Source organism: Paenibacillus taiwanensis DSM 18679 (genome assembly GCF_000425125.1).
GTDB classification, from domain to species: Bacteria; Bacillota; Bacilli; order Paenibacillales; family Paenibacillaceae; genus Paenibacillus_B; species Paenibacillus_B taiwanensis.
On record NZ_KE384309.1, the window covers coordinates 229,655 to 246,770 of the forward strand.

Here is a 17,116-nt window from a genome sequence, read left to right on the forward strand (position 1 = left end):
CAGTAGCGCCAGTGGCTCCCGTGTCACCGGTAGCGCCGGTGGCGCCGGTGGCTCCAGTGTCGCCAGTAGCGCCGGTGTCGCCAGTAGCGCCAGTGTCGCCCGTGGCGCCAGTGGCGCCCGTGGCCCCGGTGCCGCCGGTAGCGCCCGTGGCCCCAGTGTCGCCCGTAGCGCCAGTGGCTCCGGTGCCGCCAGTAGCGCCAGTGGCTCCGGTGTCGCCAGTAGCACCCGTGGCTCCAGTGTCGCCCGTAGCGCCCGTAGCCCCGGTGTCGCCAGTAGCGCCAGTGGCTCCGGTGCCGCCCGTAGCGCCAGTGGCTCCGGTGCCGCCAGTAGCACCCGTGGCTCCAGTGTCGCCCGTAGCGCCGGTGTCCCCGGTGTCGCCCGTAGCGCCAGTGGCTCCGGTGCCGCCCGTAGCGCCAGTGGCTCCGGTGCCGCCCGTAGCCCCGGTAGCACCAGTGGCCCCAGTGCCGCCAGTAGCGCCCGTAGCCCCGGTGTCGCCCGTAGCACCCGTGGCTCCAGTGTCGCCCGTAGCACCCGTACCCCCGGTGTCGCCCGTAGCGCCAGTGGCCCCGGTGTCGCCAGTAGAGCCCGTGGCGCCGGTGTCACCAGTAGGGCCCGTGGCCCCGGTGTCGCCAGTAGCGCCCGTGGCGCCAGTGCCACCAGTAGCGCCAGTGGCTCCGGTGTCGCCGGTGCCGCCAGTAGCACCCGTGGCTCCAGTGTCGCCCGTAGCGCCCGTAGCCCCGGTGTCGCCAGTAGCGCCAGTGGCTCCGGTGCCGCCAGTAGCGCCCGTAGCCCCGGTGTCACCGGTAGGGCCTGTGGCTCCCGTAGCGCCCGTAGCCCCGGTGTCACCGGTAGGGCCTGTGGCTCCCGTGTCACCGGTAGCCCCGGTGTCGCCCGTAGCGCCGGTGGCTCCAGTAGCGCCAGTGGCCCCAGTGGCTCCGGTAGCACCCGTTGCTCCTGTACCGCCGGTAGCCCCAGTAGCTCCTCTTGGACCTGCGGGACCCACGGGTCCTGTAGCCCCAGTAGCCCCTGTAATCCCTGTAGCACCAGTAGGCCCAGTGGGGCCGGATGGCCCTATAATGGGAGGTGGATGAGGAGGTGGAGGAAATATCGAATTGCAGCTTTGAGGCGGAAATATGGAGTAACTTTGCGGCCTATTATGCTGCATAAGCATCCTTCCTTTATCATAGATAGTTAATTTGTTATTTATTTTTAAATAATAGGCATGGTAGCCTAGCAAATCGGCAATACCGATTACAGCAATATTCTATGTATGAATAGGTAGGGTCGTGCACAGCATGGACGGCTATCTTGGCCACGCTCCACTCGACCATAACAGTGGCTGCAAACGGGGAAAAGTAGTAATGCGAACAATTGCCAACGCTGCTTTTTAATTTTAAGATGATAGGGAATACAGAAATTATTTTGTACTCACAGCTGATATTTAAAGTAGACTACTTGATCCATAGCGAGTACGAGTTGAATATTGGAGATGAATGACATGTCAACAGATGTTACCTACCAACTTTACACGATGTGCATGATAGCAGAAGGAGACAACGTATTACTTTTGAACAGGCCGGATAAGCGAGGTTTTCCAGGTTACATTGCACCAGGCGGCAAGGTGGATTTCCCCGAAAGTATCGTAAATGGTGCGATTCGCGAAGTGTATGAAGAGACAGGACTTATCGTAAAGGAGATTCAATATAAAGGGTTAGTAGAATTTTGTGAATCGGATACAGGGCTGCGGTATATGGTTTTTAACTATTTATCGACTTCTCATGAGGGGGAACTGCTGAAGTATCCACCAGAGGGCGAATTAATATGGGTTCATCGTGAGCAGGCGCTGGAACTTCCTATGCAGGATTGGTTTCGAAGCAGATTCCCCTTGTTTTTTGAACCCGGGATATTTGAAATTAGTTCCGTTTGGAGCGAACAGAAGCAACTAACGTTGGATCGGACGACAAAGCAGTATACATCTATTTCATAAAATTGAAGCAGGGAACATAACTAAGAAAAGCAGCCTGCCCGCTCAGGGCGAAATGGCTGCTTGTGTGCTTAATTCCGACAACATGGTAACGATCTGGTTCTCGATGTTTGACCCTATATTAATTTGTGCCGATGCGAGCTTGTGAAGCTCAGGGTGATCACCGATCATGACGGAGTACGCGGCGTGGAGGAACATAGGGAGATCGTTCGTATCGTTACCAAAGCATATGAACTGACCTTCCTCTATACCAAATTGTCGTAATGCAGCCATCTTGTCTACACCCTCTGCGGTAATATCTACGATCTCCTCATCTGAATGGTGATGAATACTAATCGGCAACGCAGTAAGCGCTTGATGAAGCGCTGCTGGTTCCGTACAGCTTGTGACAAGGAATTTTGCTGCTTTAGTCTCTGGAGTTAAGTTCACACTAGCTGCACGGCCTTCTGGGTCTACTTTAGCTAAAAAGGGATGGTTTTGATCACCCGTATAATGATAATCCCACGCCAAATCAATCAAGTAAGAGGCTTTATACGCGCCACTTATGCTTATAAGCTCTTCTAAGATAGATGGTGGAATAGAATGAAGCTGTACGAGCTCATGTTTATAATAAGTCATAGCACCATTAGCGCCGATCATTAAGCAATCATGCAATTGCTTGTTTAATACAGGTAACATGTCTCGACATGGTCTAGCTGATGCAAAACCGACAACGTGGCCTTGTTCTCTCAGCTTGAACAGCGCATCTTGAATGGGCTGGCTGACAGGCTCACCCTTAAAGCAGATCGTACCGTCGATATCAAAAATGAAATTCATTTGCTCACCTCGTGTCTGATTGTACCTTTCAAGTGTAAAACTTTTGCCAACAGTCAGAAAGGTACAGATTCTCACTAGTGAAGTGGGACAAGACGGGATGCGCCTAAGATGAAGGAAACCAACTGGATGCGAGCAGCTTTACACCGGCAATCATCTCCGCTTCGTCTAAAGTACCAACACCAAGCAGCACCGCAGGCCAGCGCGTAGTTGCTTCTGTCCAGTATCTGGATGTACCATACACACGTACGCCTGCTGCATGTGCTTGTGCGAGCAATTCTTCTTCAGTACATTCGAGATGAACTTCCAAAAAAACGTGCATGCCCATATCTTTGCCTTGAATGGAAACCGAATCTCCCATATAGGTTAGAATGGCCTGCTGTAGCTGTTTCATCTTCTGCTCATAATATTTACGCATACGAGCTATATGTTTGTGCCAACATCCTTCTGCCAGAAAGGCTGCTAATGTGAGCTGATCCAGTCTTGATACGGGTTGATCGTATTCTGACAGTTTGTTATCCATAACCTCTATAAGTGAGTGTGGGAGAATCATATAGCTGACATGACATAACGGCAAAATAGATTTCGATAGAGAACCGATATAAATCTTATTGTGCAGACCCTCTATGCTGCAAATGGATGGAAGCGGCGTTTCCGCATACCGATATTCCCATTCGTAATCGTCCTCGATTAGCCAACGGTTTTTATGGGCGGATGCCCAAGCCGCTAATTGCATCCGCTTGTGGAGCGGCATTACCAGCTTGCTTGTAAACTGCTGCGATGAACTGACGTAAAGTGCATTAAATCCTGAACGTTCAGCAAAATCCAGATCAATTCCGTCCTCTAACAGCGGAATGCCTGTAACATCATATCCCATATTATGAAAAACGAGTCGTGCTCCATCGTAACCCGGGTTCTCGACACCTAGTCGAATGTGTTCCCTGTCGAGTAACTGCGCCAATACGGTCACTAGCTGTTGTGGAGTGGACCCGATAATTATCTGATCTTCACGGACATGAATACCTCTTGCACTATGTACTAATTTTGTAATTTCGCTGCGCAAAGCTGCTTCACCATAAGGATTGCCTACGGCCTCGTACTGTTCGGCAAATTGCTTGAAAAGGCGGCTTCGCAGACGATTCCAGACGGAGATCGGGAAGTGACGCAGCTCCACGTTACCATACTTAAAATCTATTATTTCAGGTGTGTTGACGGTCGAAGGAGCTGGTGGCTTGATACTGTTCGACAATACCGTATCAGCTAAGGGAGCGACTACGTATCCCTTTTTGGGAACACTATATATATAACCCTCTGACAATAAAAGCTGATAAGCAGCATCTACTGTATTTTTGTTTACATGTAATTCCAGTGCGCACTTCCGAATAGACGGCAAGGTACTGCCTGCTTTCCAATGTCCATTTCTTATTTCTGCCTTCAAATAATCAAAAATCCGCTTATACATCGGTAAATGAGCAGATTCCAACGGCAACGTGAGCGTTGTCATGACGTATCTCCAGACTGATATGTAGAATAAATTCAAGGGCCAGAGAAGCGGATCATCATCCGACAACTGTGGCCCTTTCAGCACGACTATATAAATAGAGTTAGGATTGCAAATCCAGTACACCTTGATAAATTTTGTCAAATAGCTCTTCTAGGTTCTCTTCTTCAATACAAGAGAATGCAACTCGCAAGTCGGTATCCCCAAGTGCGATCGTACCAATACCGTAATGGTCTAACAAATGAAGGCGAAGCGTCTCCGCATTCACATGATCCAGCTTCAGACACATGAAATAGCCCGAATTAAATGGATAGTAAGACCATACGCCGTTGTATTTACCGCTATCTAGCAGCGATTTCACTTTATTGGCACGGCCTTTCATAATGTTAAACTTCTCTTGCTTTTGGGATTCAAAGTCAGGCGATTGCAGCGCATGCAGCACAAAGGTCTGGGATGGGTGCGGACCGCTTGAGATGGTGGAACGAATAATACCCATCGTCTTCTGCTCCAATGCGGCAAGCAGGGAATCAGATGTTGAGGCATAAGTAATAAATCCTACACGGAAGCCCCATACGTATTCTTCCTTCGTGGCACCGTCAACTTTAACAGCCAGTACATTAGGATGAATGGAGGCCAAGGTGCCAAAGAGTGATTCGTGCACGGAGTCCTCGAAAAATAGCCCGAAATAGGCATCATCAGTAACGACAACCAGCTTCATGCCGGCTTCTGCTGCTTCCTTGATGACAGCTACGATCTTCTCGCCTTCTTCTCGGCCTGGCGTATATCCCGTCGGATTGTTCGGGAAATTAAGCACAACAATAGCTTTGCCTTTATCACGATTCGCGAGCAGAGATGCACGCAAAGCCTCGCTGTTAAACTTCCACTCGTCATTGTAGAGCGGGTAGTACACCATCTCGGCTCCCCGACGAATGTTAAACGTTAATTCGTAGTTCTCCCAGTTTTTGTCGGGCAAAATGACCACATCACCATCGTCCGCAAACAGGTCTGCCACAATACTTAAGCCATGTGTCAAGGCATTGGTTACGATCGGATTGCTAATGTTTTTGCCAACAAGGGAAGGGTTCTCCTTTAACATTTTCTCGCGCCACAGCTTGCGAAGCTCAGGCTTGCCTGCAGGAGGTGCATATGGATAGATGTCCTTCGGGTTAAACGCTGACAGTTGATCTTGGATGACCTTCAGGTGCATCGGAGCTTTGTCTTCGATTGCAATACCAATCGTGGCATTAAACAGCTTTGCTTTGCTTGCTGCCTCCGCCGATTGGCTTAATATGCCTTCCTTAGGAAAGTAAATGAGTTGGCCCAAGCGGGACAACATGCTGAAAATTTGTTCATTTTCCTGACGAATCGTTTCGTTTAACTGGTGAGCGAGTGGGTTCATCTTTTCCATCCTTCCAACTTCATTCTGAATTGAACTAATGACCCTATTATACCATTAAGCTTGATCATTCGTCATTGTGATTTGGAAATCAGTTCCTTTAGCGGGGATTCTTTTTGTCTCATCTTTGTTTACGGGTGTATTAAGAGAAAGGACAACGCCGAAGGTCCAGCTTTTCCATCCATGCGATCGTTTCCGCATCTCCAGGAGCCTGTCTATTCGTCAATCCTTGCTTTACCATTTGATGCTTTTTTTCGGGTAAGTTTTGACCAAACTTAAATTTAGCAGTAAGATCCTCGATATTTAGTTTGTAAATAAAGAGGGCAGATTCTTGTTTGGCATAACCAGACATCGTCCAGTCAAATGGCTCATATCCACCTTCAGGCTGCAATTTCTCCATAAACGCTGTGAAAAATGTTGTTTTTTCAACCGGATCGTTAACAATCGACATCGTACCTTTAATGTGTACAGATCTGAAAAAAGTAGTGGCTGGGCAGGCAAATACCGGATCTACAAAATGGGAAGGAATGAGGGCATGCATTTCCGAAACGTTAAATGAGGCTTTTGGACACCGTTTTAACTGCTCGACTTTCTCGCCTTTACGACTGCTGTGGAAGTACACTGCATTTTGCTCCGGCACATGAATGTACATAATAGGCGTTAGTCGTGGATAACCGTCCTCTCCCGTCGTTCCAAGAACGCCATAAGGCTGCTCTTTCAAAAAATCGTTAATTAATTTTTGACCTTGTACTTCAAATTCTGCCCGTCTCAAATGGCTCGCCTCCCTGATTGTTGTATCGGTATCCTTAATTCATGCTTATGAGCATATCGCAAAAAGTGAACATGCAATAAGATCCAATTTGGATTAATATGAATGTACCAGTTTCATGATATCAAGTACGAAGGAGACAAACTCATGAACGGCTTAGCTGCATACACGACATGGTTGGAAATGGGATATGGAAAAGGTGAAGCCTTATACCGCTCCATTAGGCAGCACATCTTGGAAGGTAAATTGATAAGCGGTGTTCCATTGGCTTCAACACGTGAAGTGGCTAAGCAACTATCGATGTCGAGAGGAACGGTCCTCTCGGCGTATGATCGCCTTATATCGGAAGGTTACGCAGAAGCGGCCCAAGGCAGCCATACGAGAGTAGCTCGCATGTTGAAGCTGCAGCAGCCTTCGTTGACCGAACAAGTCGCTCAGGAAGTCACATTATCGGAATGGGCAGAAAGAGTTGTTCAAGCAGAATGCACCGTACCTAATCGTTTGTCAAATCTGCCTGCACCGAAAACGATTGATCTTAGTGTTGGCGGGAGTTCAAGTCACCGTTTTCCAGTGGTGGATTGGCAGCGCTGCTTGCGACAGGCTATTCGTGAAATGGATTGGCAGCAACCATCTGCACAACTAGGTAATGCTGGACTTCATCCGCTACAGCACGCCATTGCTGCTCATCTGATGCGTCACCGTGGCGTGTATGCATCACCTGATCGTATCGTGCTCACACATGGTTCCAAACATGCTTTAACGCTGCTGGTGCAATTGCTCGCGAGACAAGGTGACGCTGTGTTAATGGAGACGCCTGGCTACAGAGGCATCCATCAAGCTGTCCGAGCGGCAGGGGGTGAACCTCTGTACTTTGCAGTTGAGATGGAGTCACAACTTAGCGAGCTGCTGCAAAGTTCCGAGGCACGATTAGCAATCGTGACCCCCAATCGACATTTTCCAACGGGCCGTACGATGAGTGTTTCTGCTCGCAGCGAACTGTTGAGGTGGGCTCAGAGCGGACAAAAGTGGATTATAGAGGATGATTACGATAGTGAGTTTGGATTTGGTGGCAAGCGTTACGAACCTTTGCAGTCGATGGATCGACATAGCCGTGTTATTTATGTTGGCTCTTTCACGCGTACCTTGAGCGCGAAGCTTCGTATAGGTTACATGGTTTTGCCTGAGACGCTGCTTGCGCCTGTTCAATCTGCACTTCGCTTGTATAGTTATAATGAGTATGAACGTGTGGAGTATGTTGCGCTTGCGCTTTTTATGAATAGTGGTGAATACGAGCGGCATCTGAGGCGTATTAATCGGGAGCATCGTCGAAAAGTACAAATATATTGCCGGATCATGCAGGATAATGTAAGTCATTTGTTTAAATGGTATGCTGAGGATGTAGGTCTCCATTTATATGCACGGTGGAAGCAGCCATCAGCGATGTATCAGCCGTTTTGTGATGAAGCTGCACGCAGGGGTGTTGTTTGGCAAGATGGGAGACACTACAATTTAGGGGAGGCAGTTGCCCCTGTTAGCGTATTATTTGGCTTGTCCCATGTAGATGAAGCCGCGTGGACGATAGCTTGCGAGCGTATGCGCTTAGCATGGGAGGCCGTATTTCAACAGAAAAATATGCAAATGGATAAATAAAGGAGGCAACGACATGTTGAATGCCGCGCCGACTTCTTACGTCTGGAAGCCTGCAATTGCCAAAATTACATGTGAGCCGAATTGGAAATGGCAAAAGCGGGAAAAACCGATGGCCAATTATGATTTGTTTTACGTGTGGAGTGGCGAAGGAGAAGTAGTTTTAAATGATGTGCCCTATCAAGTGAGTAAAGGGAGCTGCTTTATGTTCCGGGCGGGCGATCATACAAGTGCAACACATAATCCACAGAAGCCGCTTACGCTAACGTATATTCACTTTGATGTGGAGGAACCGGTTGCTCTAGTGCCTGTGGCGTATCGTGAATTAACCGAGACGGTTGATTTTGAACATTTGCTGGCTCGTTTTGTCCGACTATATATGACAAAGCCTTATGGCTACGATATTGAGATTCAGCTTGTTCTCAAGCAGATGATGATCTACTTGCTGCGTACAGATCAAGAAGAGCCAAGTGAACGTAATACGAGCCATCAATTAGCGGTTTCCATTCATGAAATCGCCAATTTTATTAGGCAAAATCCGAGCATGTCCCATCGCATTGAAGATTTGTCAGCGCGTGCGCATTTGTCGCCGCGTTATTTCTCTGTGAAATTCAAAGAACTGATTGGGATGTCTGTCCAAAGTTATATTATCCGCTCGCGGATTGAGCGAGCAGAACATTTGCTGCATCACGCTGGGATGAATGTGACAGAGGTAGCGGATGCACTTGGTTATCGCGATATTTTTTTCTTTAGTCGTCAATTCAAGCAGTATACTGGACGCAGCCCTTCCGAAATCCGATAAGTTGTGTATTGTGTCGTTATGGAGTTCAGGGCTTCAAGATTTCACTTGGGTAGAAGAATCAGAAGTATGAAGCGCCATAATTGCGAGGCAATAAGAAAGCGATATTATTTATTTTCTATACTAGAAGCTGTCACAGAGAAAGATGAAGCCGATATTGGAGGATGAATTAATGACTACGAAACAAGAGAAGATTTCGATTATGAAGGAACTCATTTCATTTGTGGAATCACTAAAACTTCTGGATGAATTGACTTGGTTGACTCCGTTACAAGAAGGAAAATGGTCTACATGCGAAATTATAGGGCATATCGCGTTATGGGATCGCTTTTTTTACGAAGGTGCAGTTTTACGGATAGCTCAACATGAATCATTAACATTAAAGAAGGTTGATTTTGAACAGTTTAATCGCGAGGCGAGCGAATATAGCAAAACCGTTTCCAAGGATAAATTACTCGAGCTGACAGTCCAAAATAGAGCAGCTATTATAGCGGCGCTCCAACGCATCCCTGAAGAAGAATATAAGATCGAGCATGGAAGCGGTAAGCTTTCAGTAGATAGTTACATCGAAGACTTTGAGCATCATGACCGTCATCATATGAATCAGATCAAGCGATTTTTGGAAGAACATTCATTGTCATGATGTCGTTTTAGTATGACTAAGTGTGATGAAGTGTGACCAAGTGAGGCTAGCCTTAATACGCCATAACGGACTAGTGAAGGACAGGAAAAGGTTTTTGATTTAGATGTGGCAAAGGTTTAAAGGAGTGCAGCTACTGCACTCCTGCTAATTGTATTACTTGTATGTACCTTTTTTTGGGGCGACAAAAAGGTGCTTTATTTGATTGGTTTGCTTTATTTGGTTATACTTGCTGACGCCGCTGGTTTATTATTTTATAGGCTAGAACGGCTACAATCGCACCGATGAGTGGAGCCACAATAAATACCCACAGTTCAGATAGGGCCTCTCCACCTAGCAAAATTGCAGGCCCGAAGCTTCTTGCTGGATTAACCGAGGTACCAGTAAGCCCGATGCCTAGAATGTGGACGAATGCAAGTGTAAATCCGATGACCAACCCGGCTATGCTGCTGTTATTGGAACTGGAAGTGACGCCGAGAATGGTGTAAATAAACACAAAGGTTAGAATGATCTCAACCATAACAGCTATTCCCACCGTAATTCCGATTCCATAGCCTGTGCCAAAGCCATTTTGCCCGAGATTGGTTACAGTTGTTGTGCCCGTTGAGCTGATAATAGCATAGAGAATTCCTGATGCGGATACAGCTCCAAGAAGCTGAGCAATGACGTAACCGATGAAATCACCACCTGAGCATTTTCGGGTAAGTAACATTGCCAACGAAACAGCCGGATTAATATGACATCCTGAAACCGGTCCAATTACGTAGGCCATAGCAACGATTGATAGACCAAAAGCAAATGCGATTCCAAGATAGCCAAGCTCGCCACCAGCTGTTGCTGCACTGCCACACCCAAACAGAACAAGCACGAACGTTCCTATGAACTCGGCTATATATTTTTTAAATGACATACTTAACCTCCTTTATGATCAATGTCAATTTCATCGTATTCTTAGGACTTTCTTTCTATGCTTTGAATTTGCTGTTAATTGGCTTTATCATGCCTTAAAGTCCCCATGCGTATACAATAATCAGCGAATTTATCCGGAGCGCATATCGTATTTGTAAGAAGCGAAGGAAGAAGAAATAAAGTAAAAGTTTGTCGTTGAAGGGCATTGAACAAAGAGGATCATCCAGAAAGAAGGCGACAGAATGATTACGATTGAACCGATTAGCCGTGAGGATTTAATAGCTTTAAGTGGACTTTACGAAGAACTGATGGGGGTTGCGAGCAGCTTAAGCCGTATGGAAACCGTATTTGAGCGAATCGCAGCGAACCCCCAATATATGCTGCTCGGCGCCAAGTGTGAGGGAGAATTGGCAGGTTCGATTATGTGTGTTTTGTGTTCGGATCTAGTTGGAAATTGTCAGCCCTTTATGCTGATTGAAAATGTAGTTGTCTCCTCTCGTTTCAGAAGACTGGGTATTGGCAACAAGTTGATGGAGCATGCGGAGCATCTTGCACGTAGATGTGATTGTACTTGTATGATGCTTATATCCGGAGCGCAACGAACGGAAGCGCATCGCTTCTATGAGGCGTTAGGTTATACTGTAGATGTTAAAGGATTTAAGAAGATGCTAGTGAGCGGTTATGAAGACAACAAGTAAGGGATTTATGGAGGCAAAGGACCGTGTTTATTAAAATTTATCGCTATTATGTTCAACCTAGTCAATTAAACAAGTGCCTGACGATTGTGGACCGGTCCGACCAGATTTATAAAACGGTCGTTGACTACACGATGCTTCATGTTCGTTGTGAGGAGGAGCCGACCAAGTTTGTCGAGATTCAGATGTATGAAAATGAGCAGGTGTACGAAGCAGCAATGGACATCTTGAATCGAAATGTAGAGCTGGAATCGTTATACCAGCAGTTCATGGCAATATTGGACCCGCAGCGACCAAAAGTATACGAAGAAACATGCAAACGATTAACCGAGCATATGATCATAGGTGGTGACTGAGGTGGCGGATGTGAGTCCTCAAGTGAATCCATACGTAGAGGCTGCATTGCACCAACTTAAAGTCGCAGTACATTCGATAGTTACGATGATGGATCAGTTGACAGATTCAGAGTTGGACATATCACCGATAGCAAATAAGCGTTCTTTACGGGGATTAATCGTACACTTATCCATGATTTGTATGGCGGATATACGAATTGCCGAGGGTGAGAGCGAAGAAGCGATGCGTGTGTTCTATAAGGAGTACGAACCCCGAACCCTACAACATGCAAAAGAAGTGACATTGGCTGGACTTCATCAACTGGAATCTATTTATGGAGCATATTCCGAGGCGGAGCTTCAGGAGATGACAACATCCTATTGGGGAGTTAGTTACTCCCGCTACGAATGGTTAATGGAGATGGTTGGTCACTTGTACCATCATCGTGCACAACTGCATATGATGATGGCTGAACATGTTCGCGAGCCGAAAGTAGCTTTGTTTGAATAAAAATAATAAAAAAGAAGACTTTGCATATAAATCGGGAAAGAAAATGATAACAATTAAAGGTCTAAGAGATGTTTTATTTGTAAACGATACACACTACCAAAAAGGAAGTGGGCGTTGCAATGCATGTTCGGAAAAATACACTTTTTTTTATTTTAGTTTTTTTTCCTTTAATAACGACATTACTTGGATGCTCTAACCATAACACGCAGTCTCATGAAACAAATAATAATGAAATTCTAGGATTAACAAATGAGATAAAAAAAATAACGTCGTCTCAATTGGCTAAAATAACAAAGGATATGACGTACAAAGAATTGATTAACACATTAGGAAACACTAAGGATATTGGATCGGGGATTAAAATATTCAGATATGAATATGAAAATGGTCAGTTCCTTGACATTAACATTTATGAGCATAATCTTGATGTGAAAATTCGTGAAGATGTCTACAAACACATTCAATATTTCCTGCATAACAAGAAGCCTTAATTTATAAAAAAGGAGCCTTTGAATACCTTCGAAGACTCCTTTTTTATAATACACGTTTGGATAAATTAGTAATGTCTTATAGCAATGTATACCGTTGAGCTATTATAAAAGTTACTATAAGGGCCAAGATCCCAGCTAAAATTGCTTGGATCAGAAATGGCTGTGTTTATGGATGGTAGCTGACCATGTTTTTCAGACCATTTACCAGTGTCATTTTGAGTCATGAAGTGATAGTCTACCACATCACTGCTGAGATCAACTTTACCGTTATTGTTTGCATCAATCCAGCCAATTCTGAAAGCGATACGATGCTCATCGCTATTTACTGAAGATGTTCTACTGGCAAGTATTCTCCACGGAGCTTTAAAATATAAGGCGTTAGTATTCCCGTCTTTAACGACGAGTCCAGCTGTGTAGTTAACGTCAGTAAAATATTTAGCATCATTTACATTCGAAACATTATCTCCATCACCAGGGTTCATTGCCCATGGAAATCCAGCAGCGTAACCGTAGCAGTTAATGTTTTGAGAATTTTGTTGGTAATAAGGCTGTGCTCTTCCGTAGTCAGTTGAAAGTGGAGTTACTTGTGCAGTTTGTGGGACAGTTTGTAGAGGAAGTTGTAGGGTGTTTTTGGAAAATTTCGTTGTGTAGAAGCTTGTTAACTTCTTGAGTTCACCGACCGTTGTTTTGTTACCTTTAGGGTCAATAATGATGGTGTTGTCCCCTTGGTAAGCTCCAACTTTTGTCTTTAAAGCCCCTGATGTCTTAACTTCTGTAAATTGAGTTACACTAGAGTTGTCTGTTGCGGCCGTAACAACGGGCACAATTAAGGTAAATAGCAATGCGACAGAAAGACTTGTTTTTAATACTTTTTTCATCCTAGCAATCAACTCCTTTTCTTTAGGGTTTTCATATATTAACATAAATGTCCAAGTTGTTCTACGTGTTTTTTACTAATTATTGTTAATAGAATATATTTGGTTATATTGACCCATTACTAAATACGTAGGTATATTTTGGCACTTAATTATAAAGTCTTGGTTATGAACCCCAACACTCAATATAAGCCCAAGTAAACGACAAATAACGTCGTTCGCTTGGGCTTTTTTGCTGCATCTACAGGCTCGCAATCGCAGGATTAAGAGCATCATTTGGTGTGAAGCTGTCCGAGTTCCTCACCCATCTTCACCTTATCGCCTAATTTGAGATTGTCACGCGGGGTAAAAGTCCCGGTATCTGTCAGCAGTACAACGGTAGAGCCAAACTCGAAGTACGCCAATTCCCCGCCTCTTTCATAATTAGCATTCACCTTATCATCCACGTAGCGTATGCTACTAACATTAAGAGCTCCAACCTTCACTACAGATACTTCGCCATACTCATGGCGGATGTATGTAATCAATCGTTCATTACGACTGAGCACACGCCGCATATGCTTTAATCCGAAATCATTTACTGGATATACTTTTCCAGGGACATATTCACTTTCTACCGTGTGTCCAGTAACGGGAGAATGAATACGATGATAGTCTGTTGGGCTGAGATACAGCACAAAATAAAAACCGTGTTTATACTTTTGCCGATGTGGTGAGCGATTCAACAGTTCATCGAGCGTGTAATCCTGCCCTTTTACATTTAGAATCGTACCATCTTCAATGGGGCCCATTCCCGTAATCATGCTGTCAACAGGGCTAAGCAGCTTGTCCTCTCCGACAGCTAACGGTCGCAGACCAGGCTTTAATCGGCGTGTGAAAAAGTCGTTAAGTGTTTCGTACTCCTGTAACGATTTTTCTGCCTCATCAATATGAATACCATAAGACTTGGCAAATGTCGGGATAAGTTTGCGGCTAAATCGAGAACTCGCCACCGCACCTGCGATCTTGGATACCCATTTGCGAGAAGACAGTTCCGTTAATAATCGCAACAATCGCTTCATCATAATTACGTAATCACCTATTTGTCGGTCCGCCTCCCTAAAGGCGTCCTGCGTAGTTTAAGGATACCTGCATAAACAGTGGTTCCTTTGGACTATCTTGACACAGAACGCCTCATTTTTCAATAACATCATAGCTTAGAGCGTAAGGGTGTGCGTTAATGTACGTTTACAGGCGGGGCATATTGAGGCTCATAAATGAGACTGGCGCCATATGCAATCGGGTTTTCGTAGGTTAATTTCCATTCTGTGAACAGGTCGGCTTCACGAAAGCTGTAACGCTGATCACGGCCATTACATTCGATGAATAGCGGTGTACCATCCGGAGATAACCCGATATCAAGCCCTAAGTCTGCGAGATGTGGAAGTTGCTGCGACAAATGATTGGCGATAAGCAGCGAGAGGCTAGAAACACGCTGACGCAGTTTATGGAAGGGGAAGGATGGCAGCGAACTGGCTGCAATCTCTTCAAAGGTATGCACAGTTCCCCCCTGTGCGACATTGGTTAAGAAGGTGTGTGCAGGTGCTACTTTACCTACAATGCCGGTAATTTGCCAATTGCGGCTTGCGTCTCTTTGTACCGAAACACGAAGATCGAAAGGTCTGCCGCGAAACGTCGCAAGCGGCAGTGTTTGCTGTACCAAATAAGTCGCACGGCTTAATCTGCTTCTTATGAGTCCAGGCAAAGCATGATCAAGGCTCTCCATTGTACGCCAGCGGTTGCCTTTTGCAGCTTTTTGTACAGGGTACATGGCTTGCCAGCCTCGTGGGGTACGATCAAGCTTCATGATGCCTTTACCTACGCTGCTGCTAGCAGGCTTTAAGATGAGCGAGTGATGTCGCTCCATCATTTTTAACAGGTTGCTGTGTACGGCACGGACCGTATCTGGTAGATAGGGGACGAGCGCCGGATCACGCTGGAGCAGCTCATGTATTGTCAGCTTGCTGTAGCGATTTACTTGGTTGAACAACTGAATGCCCCGATTGACGAGTGCCCGAACTTTTACGTGAGAATCAGAGCGAAAATAAATGGCGCGATTGTGAATGACGGTCGGAACGGTCATTCGTTTCCGCGTATACATGCCATGACGGCGAACGTAGGCCGTTACTTGCAGAGATCGAACATCCACATCTTCCAAGCGAAAATATACGGGAACAACACCGTGACGTTTAGCGGCTTCCTCATAATACTCAATTGCCTCGTGACGGGTCCTGCCGCGGGTAAGCCCTCGCAGCATACTGGCATTAAACAGAATACCTATGCGGTTGTCTAACAATGGATGTACCTCCCTCTGTGTCAAAGCGCTATGTACGCTTTGCAAGCGGTTTGTACCCTATCGTATGTATGTCCGCACGCATTCGCATGGACGAGTGCAGAATGCCGAATGTCTAATTTTATAGAATAAGAGGTGGATTGCATGCGGCTTCCCCGAGTAGCTGTCATCACACCTGGAACATTCCCGATTCCATCAGGTGCCAGTAGCTCAGTTGAAAGAGTCGTCGAATATGTCGTCAGTATGGCTGCTGAACGTATGGAAGCACGTATATACGGCAGATTGTGGCCGGGGCAAGCATCGCATGGATTTGTACGCGGAGTTCCTTGTGAGCGTATCCGATCATCAACGACACGCAGCTATATCCGCGACGTCATTCATGGCCTGACAACGTTTAATCCTGACATTGTTCAAGTGGAGAATCGCCCGCGCTTTGTGTTGGAATTAAAGCGCTCGTTTCCCGACAAGTTGGTTTGGCTGAACCTCCACTCCACTACGTTTATGAGTCGCAAACATATTCCAGTAAAGCTTTTACGCACAGCTTTTCGGTCTGCCGATCGAATTTTTGTCAACAGCCGCTATTTATATGAAGAGGTTCGGCGCAAAGCACCCGATTGTGAAGATAGAATCGTCATTAACCCGCTTGGTGTGGATGGAGCACGCTTTAAGACACGCTGGAGTGAAGAGGGAAGAGAACGACATGCCGCAGGCAAAAATAGTTATGGCTGGGGAGAACGCAAAGTTGTGCTGTATGTTGGAAGGCTCATTCCTTTAAAAGGAGTACACCATCTGCTGCAAGCCGTTCTCAGATTAAAGAAGGCACACCCTAATATATTGCTAGTTATTGTAGGCAGTGCTTTCTATGGCTCGAAGCGCAAGACAACATATGTAAGAAAACTGGAGCGAATCGGGCGACGGCATCGAGAGCATGTCCGTTTTGTTCCTTATGTGTCGCATGAAGAAGTACCCTCTTGGTATGCGATGGCAGACGTGGTCGTTGTGCCGTCAGTAAGGAGAGAAGCTTTTGGTCTTGTAAATGTGGAGGCGATGGCTTCCGGCGTGCCCGTGGTGGCTTCCAAGGTTGGCGGAATACAAGAGATCGTTATAGATGAGAAGACAGGGTTGCTGGTCCCTCCTCATCGGATGGAGGCACATCTTCGTATAGCATTAGAGCGTTTGTTATTAGACAGGGCATTATGTGAGCAGCTTGGCCAAGCCGGTGTGGAGCATGTAGAGTCGCTGTATACGTGGCAGCGTACAGCAGAGCGTTGGGCAGATGAAATTAACTTATGTGTGACCGCTTCTCGTTAATGGACGGGAACGGTCTTTTTTAATGCTTGGACGGGACTGGCTTAAAGTGACGTGATGATTGCCTAGTGCATATGATGTTACATCAATAGGTTAAGACTGCAAGTAGTC

16 protein-coding genes and 1 pseudogene are annotated in these 17,116 nt (G+C 46.1%); 8 read left to right on the top strand and 9 right to left on the bottom strand.

Annotated elements, in window-relative coordinates; genetic code table 11:
- Positions 1-921: 921 nt before the first annotated feature.
- Positions 922-1,171 (bottom strand): annotated as a pseudogene (locus H509_RS28245) (hypothetical protein); the annotation flags it as partial.
- A 318-nt stretch (positions 1,172-1,489) separates the two neighbouring features.
- On the opposite strand from H509_RS28245, the gene H509_RS0121995 reads away from it, so the two are divergent.
- A complete protein-coding gene (locus H509_RS0121995; RefSeq protein WP_028546969.1) occupies positions 1,490-1,987 on the top strand; it encodes an 8-oxo-dGTP diphosphatase in 498 nt (165 codons plus the stop codon).
- 42 nt (positions 1,988-2,029) lie between these two features.
- Here H509_RS0121995 and H509_RS0122000 read toward each other — a convergent pair whose 3' ends face one another.
- The 4 genes from H509_RS0122000 to H509_RS0122015 all read right to left on the bottom strand — a co-directional run bounded on the left by H509_RS0122000 (position 2,030) and on the right by H509_RS0122015 (position 6,466).
- Positions 2,030-2,800: an HAD-IIB family hydrolase gene (locus H509_RS0122000; protein WP_028546970.1), complete on the bottom strand. Its 771-nt coding sequence runs from the start codon at positions 2,798-2,800 to the stop codon at positions 2,030-2,032.
- 103 nt (positions 2,801-2,903) lie between these two features.
- Positions 2,904-4,301 (bottom strand): MocR-like pyridoxine biosynthesis transcription factor PdxR, encoded by a 1,398-nt coding sequence (pdxR, locus tag H509_RS0122005; protein WP_028546971.1) that lies wholly within the window; start codon positions 4,299-4,301, stop codon positions 2,904-2,906.
- Positions 4,302-4,401: 100 nt separating this feature from the next.
- Positions 4,402-5,697 (bottom strand): aminotransferase class I/II-fold pyridoxal phosphate-dependent enzyme, encoded by a 1,296-nt coding sequence (locus tag H509_RS0122010; RefSeq protein ID WP_028546972.1) that lies wholly within the window; start codon positions 5,695-5,697, stop codon positions 4,402-4,404.
- 139 nt (positions 5,698-5,836) lie between these two features.
- Positions 5,837-6,466, bottom strand: coding sequence for a pyridoxamine 5'-phosphate oxidase family protein (locus tag H509_RS0122015; protein WP_028546973.1), 630 nt, complete (start codon positions 6,464-6,466; stop codon positions 5,837-5,839).
- Positions 6,467-6,610: 144 nt separating this feature from the next.
- On the opposite strand from H509_RS0122015, the gene pdxR (H509_RS26315) reads away from it, so the two are divergent.
- From pdxR (H509_RS26315) to H509_RS0122030, 3 genes are all read left to right on the top strand, one after another.
- A complete protein-coding gene (pdxR, locus tag H509_RS26315; protein WP_051287518.1) occupies positions 6,611-8,113 on the top strand; it encodes a MocR-like pyridoxine biosynthesis transcription factor PdxR in 1,503 nt (500 codons plus the stop codon).
- A 13-nt stretch (positions 8,114-8,126) separates the two neighbouring features.
- Positions 8,127-8,912 (top strand): helix-turn-helix domain-containing protein, encoded by a 786-nt coding sequence (locus H509_RS0122025; protein ID WP_028546974.1) that lies wholly within the window; start codon positions 8,127-8,129, stop codon positions 8,910-8,912.
- A 169-nt stretch (positions 8,913-9,081) separates the two neighbouring features.
- Positions 9,082-9,552, top strand: a complete 471-nt coding sequence (locus H509_RS0122030) for a DinB family protein (RefSeq protein WP_051287519.1) — start codon at positions 9,082-9,084, stop codon at positions 9,550-9,552.
- Between the two features lie 220 nt (positions 9,553-9,772).
- On the opposite strand, the gene H509_RS0122035 is transcribed toward H509_RS0122030, so the two are convergent.
- Positions 9,773-10,459 carry an MIP/aquaporin family protein gene (locus H509_RS0122035; protein WP_028546976.1) on the bottom strand — a complete coding sequence of 229 codons (687 nt, stop codon included), beginning with the start codon at positions 10,457-10,459 and terminating at the stop codon, positions 9,773-9,775.
- Between the two features lie 241 nt (positions 10,460-10,700).
- Here H509_RS0122035 and H509_RS0122040 point away from each other — a divergent pair, with 241 nt between their 5' ends.
- The 3 genes from H509_RS0122040 to H509_RS0122050 are packed head-to-tail and all read left to right on the top strand — an operon-like array spanning position 10,701 to position 11,999.
- The gene (locus H509_RS0122040) at positions 10,701-11,156 is read left to right on the top strand and encodes a GNAT family N-acetyltransferase (protein ID WP_028546977.1); all 456 of its coding nucleotides are present in this window, start codon (positions 10,701-10,703) and stop codon (positions 11,154-11,156) included.
- Between the two features lie 23 nt (positions 11,157-11,179).
- Positions 11,180-11,509: a hypothetical protein gene (locus H509_RS0122045; RefSeq protein WP_028546978.1), complete on the top strand. Its 330-nt coding sequence runs from the start codon at positions 11,180-11,182 to the stop codon at positions 11,507-11,509.
- A gap of 1 nt (position 11,510) precedes the next feature.
- The gene (locus H509_RS0122050) at positions 11,511-11,999 is read left to right on the top strand and encodes a DinB family protein (RefSeq protein WP_028546979.1); all 489 of its coding nucleotides are present in this window, start codon (positions 11,511-11,513) and stop codon (positions 11,997-11,999) included.
- A 556-nt stretch (positions 12,000-12,555) separates the two neighbouring features.
- Here the strand turns inward: H509_RS0122050 and H509_RS0122060 are convergent.
- From H509_RS0122060 to H509_RS0122070, 3 genes are all read right to left on the bottom strand, one after another.
- Positions 12,556-13,368 carry a hypothetical protein gene (locus tag H509_RS0122060; RefSeq protein WP_028546981.1) on the bottom strand — a complete coding sequence of 271 codons (813 nt, stop codon included), beginning with the start codon at positions 13,366-13,368 and terminating at the stop codon, positions 12,556-12,558.
- Between the two features lie 269 nt (positions 13,369-13,637).
- The gene (gene asd / locus H509_RS0122065) at positions 13,638-14,429 is read right to left on the bottom strand and encodes an archaetidylserine decarboxylase (protein ID WP_028546982.1); all 792 of its coding nucleotides are present in this window, start codon (positions 14,427-14,429) and stop codon (positions 13,638-13,640) included.
- A gap of 152 nt (positions 14,430-14,581) precedes the next feature.
- On the bottom strand, positions 14,582-15,700 hold the full coding sequence (locus H509_RS0122070; RefSeq protein ID WP_028546983.1) for a YheC/YheD family endospore coat-associated protein: 1,119 nt from the start codon (positions 15,698-15,700) through the stop codon (positions 14,582-14,584).
- 141 nt (positions 15,701-15,841) lie between these two features.
- On the opposite strand from H509_RS0122070, the gene H509_RS26320 reads away from it, so the two are divergent.
- Positions 15,842-17,008, top strand: a complete 1,167-nt coding sequence (locus H509_RS26320; protein WP_036698585.1) for a glycosyltransferase family 4 protein — start codon at positions 15,842-15,844, stop codon at positions 17,006-17,008.
- The last annotated feature ends 108 nt before the right edge of the window (positions 17,009-17,116 follow it).

Excerpts from the sequence above, each read along its gene's own strand:
- H509_RS0121995 (WP_028546969.1), top strand. The coding sequence starts at position 1,490 with ATGAATGACATGTCAACAGATGTTACCTACCAACTTTACACGATGTGC.
- H509_RS0122000 (WP_028546970.1), bottom strand. The coding sequence starts at position 2,800 with ATGAATTTCATTTTTGATATCGACGGTACGATCTGCTTTAAGGGTGAG.
- pdxR (WP_028546971.1), bottom strand. The coding sequence starts at position 4,301 with ATGACAACGCTCACGTTGCCGTTGGAATCTGCTCATTTACCGATGTAT.
- H509_RS0122010 (WP_028546972.1), bottom strand. The coding sequence starts at position 5,697 with ATGAACCCACTCGCTCACCAGTTAAACGAAACGATTCGTCAGGAAAAT.
- pdxR (WP_051287518.1), top strand. The coding sequence starts at position 6,611 with ATGAACGGCTTAGCTGCATACACGACATGGTTGGAAATGGGATATGGA.
- H509_RS0122025 (WP_028546974.1), top strand. The coding sequence starts at position 8,127 with ATGTTGAATGCCGCGCCGACTTCTTACGTCTGGAAGCCTGCAATTGCC.
- H509_RS0122030 (WP_051287519.1), top strand. The coding sequence starts at position 9,082 with ATGACTACGAAACAAGAGAAGATTTCGATTATGAAGGAACTCATTTCA.
- H509_RS0122035 (WP_028546976.1), bottom strand. The coding sequence starts at position 10,459 with ATGTCATTTAAAAAATATATAGCCGAGTTCATAGGAACGTTCGTGCTT.
- H509_RS0122040 (WP_028546977.1), top strand. The coding sequence starts at position 10,701 with ATGATTACGATTGAACCGATTAGCCGTGAGGATTTAATAGCTTTAAGT.
- H509_RS0122060 (WP_028546981.1), bottom strand. The coding sequence starts at position 13,368 with ATGAAAAAAGTATTAAAAACAAGTCTTTCTGTCGCATTGCTATTTACC.
- asd (WP_028546982.1), bottom strand. The coding sequence starts at position 14,429 with ATGATGAAGCGATTGTTGCGATTATTAACGGAACTGTCTTCTCGCAAA.
- H509_RS26320 (WP_036698585.1), top strand. The coding sequence starts at position 15,842 with ATGCGGCTTCCCCGAGTAGCTGTCATCACACCTGGAACATTCCCGATT.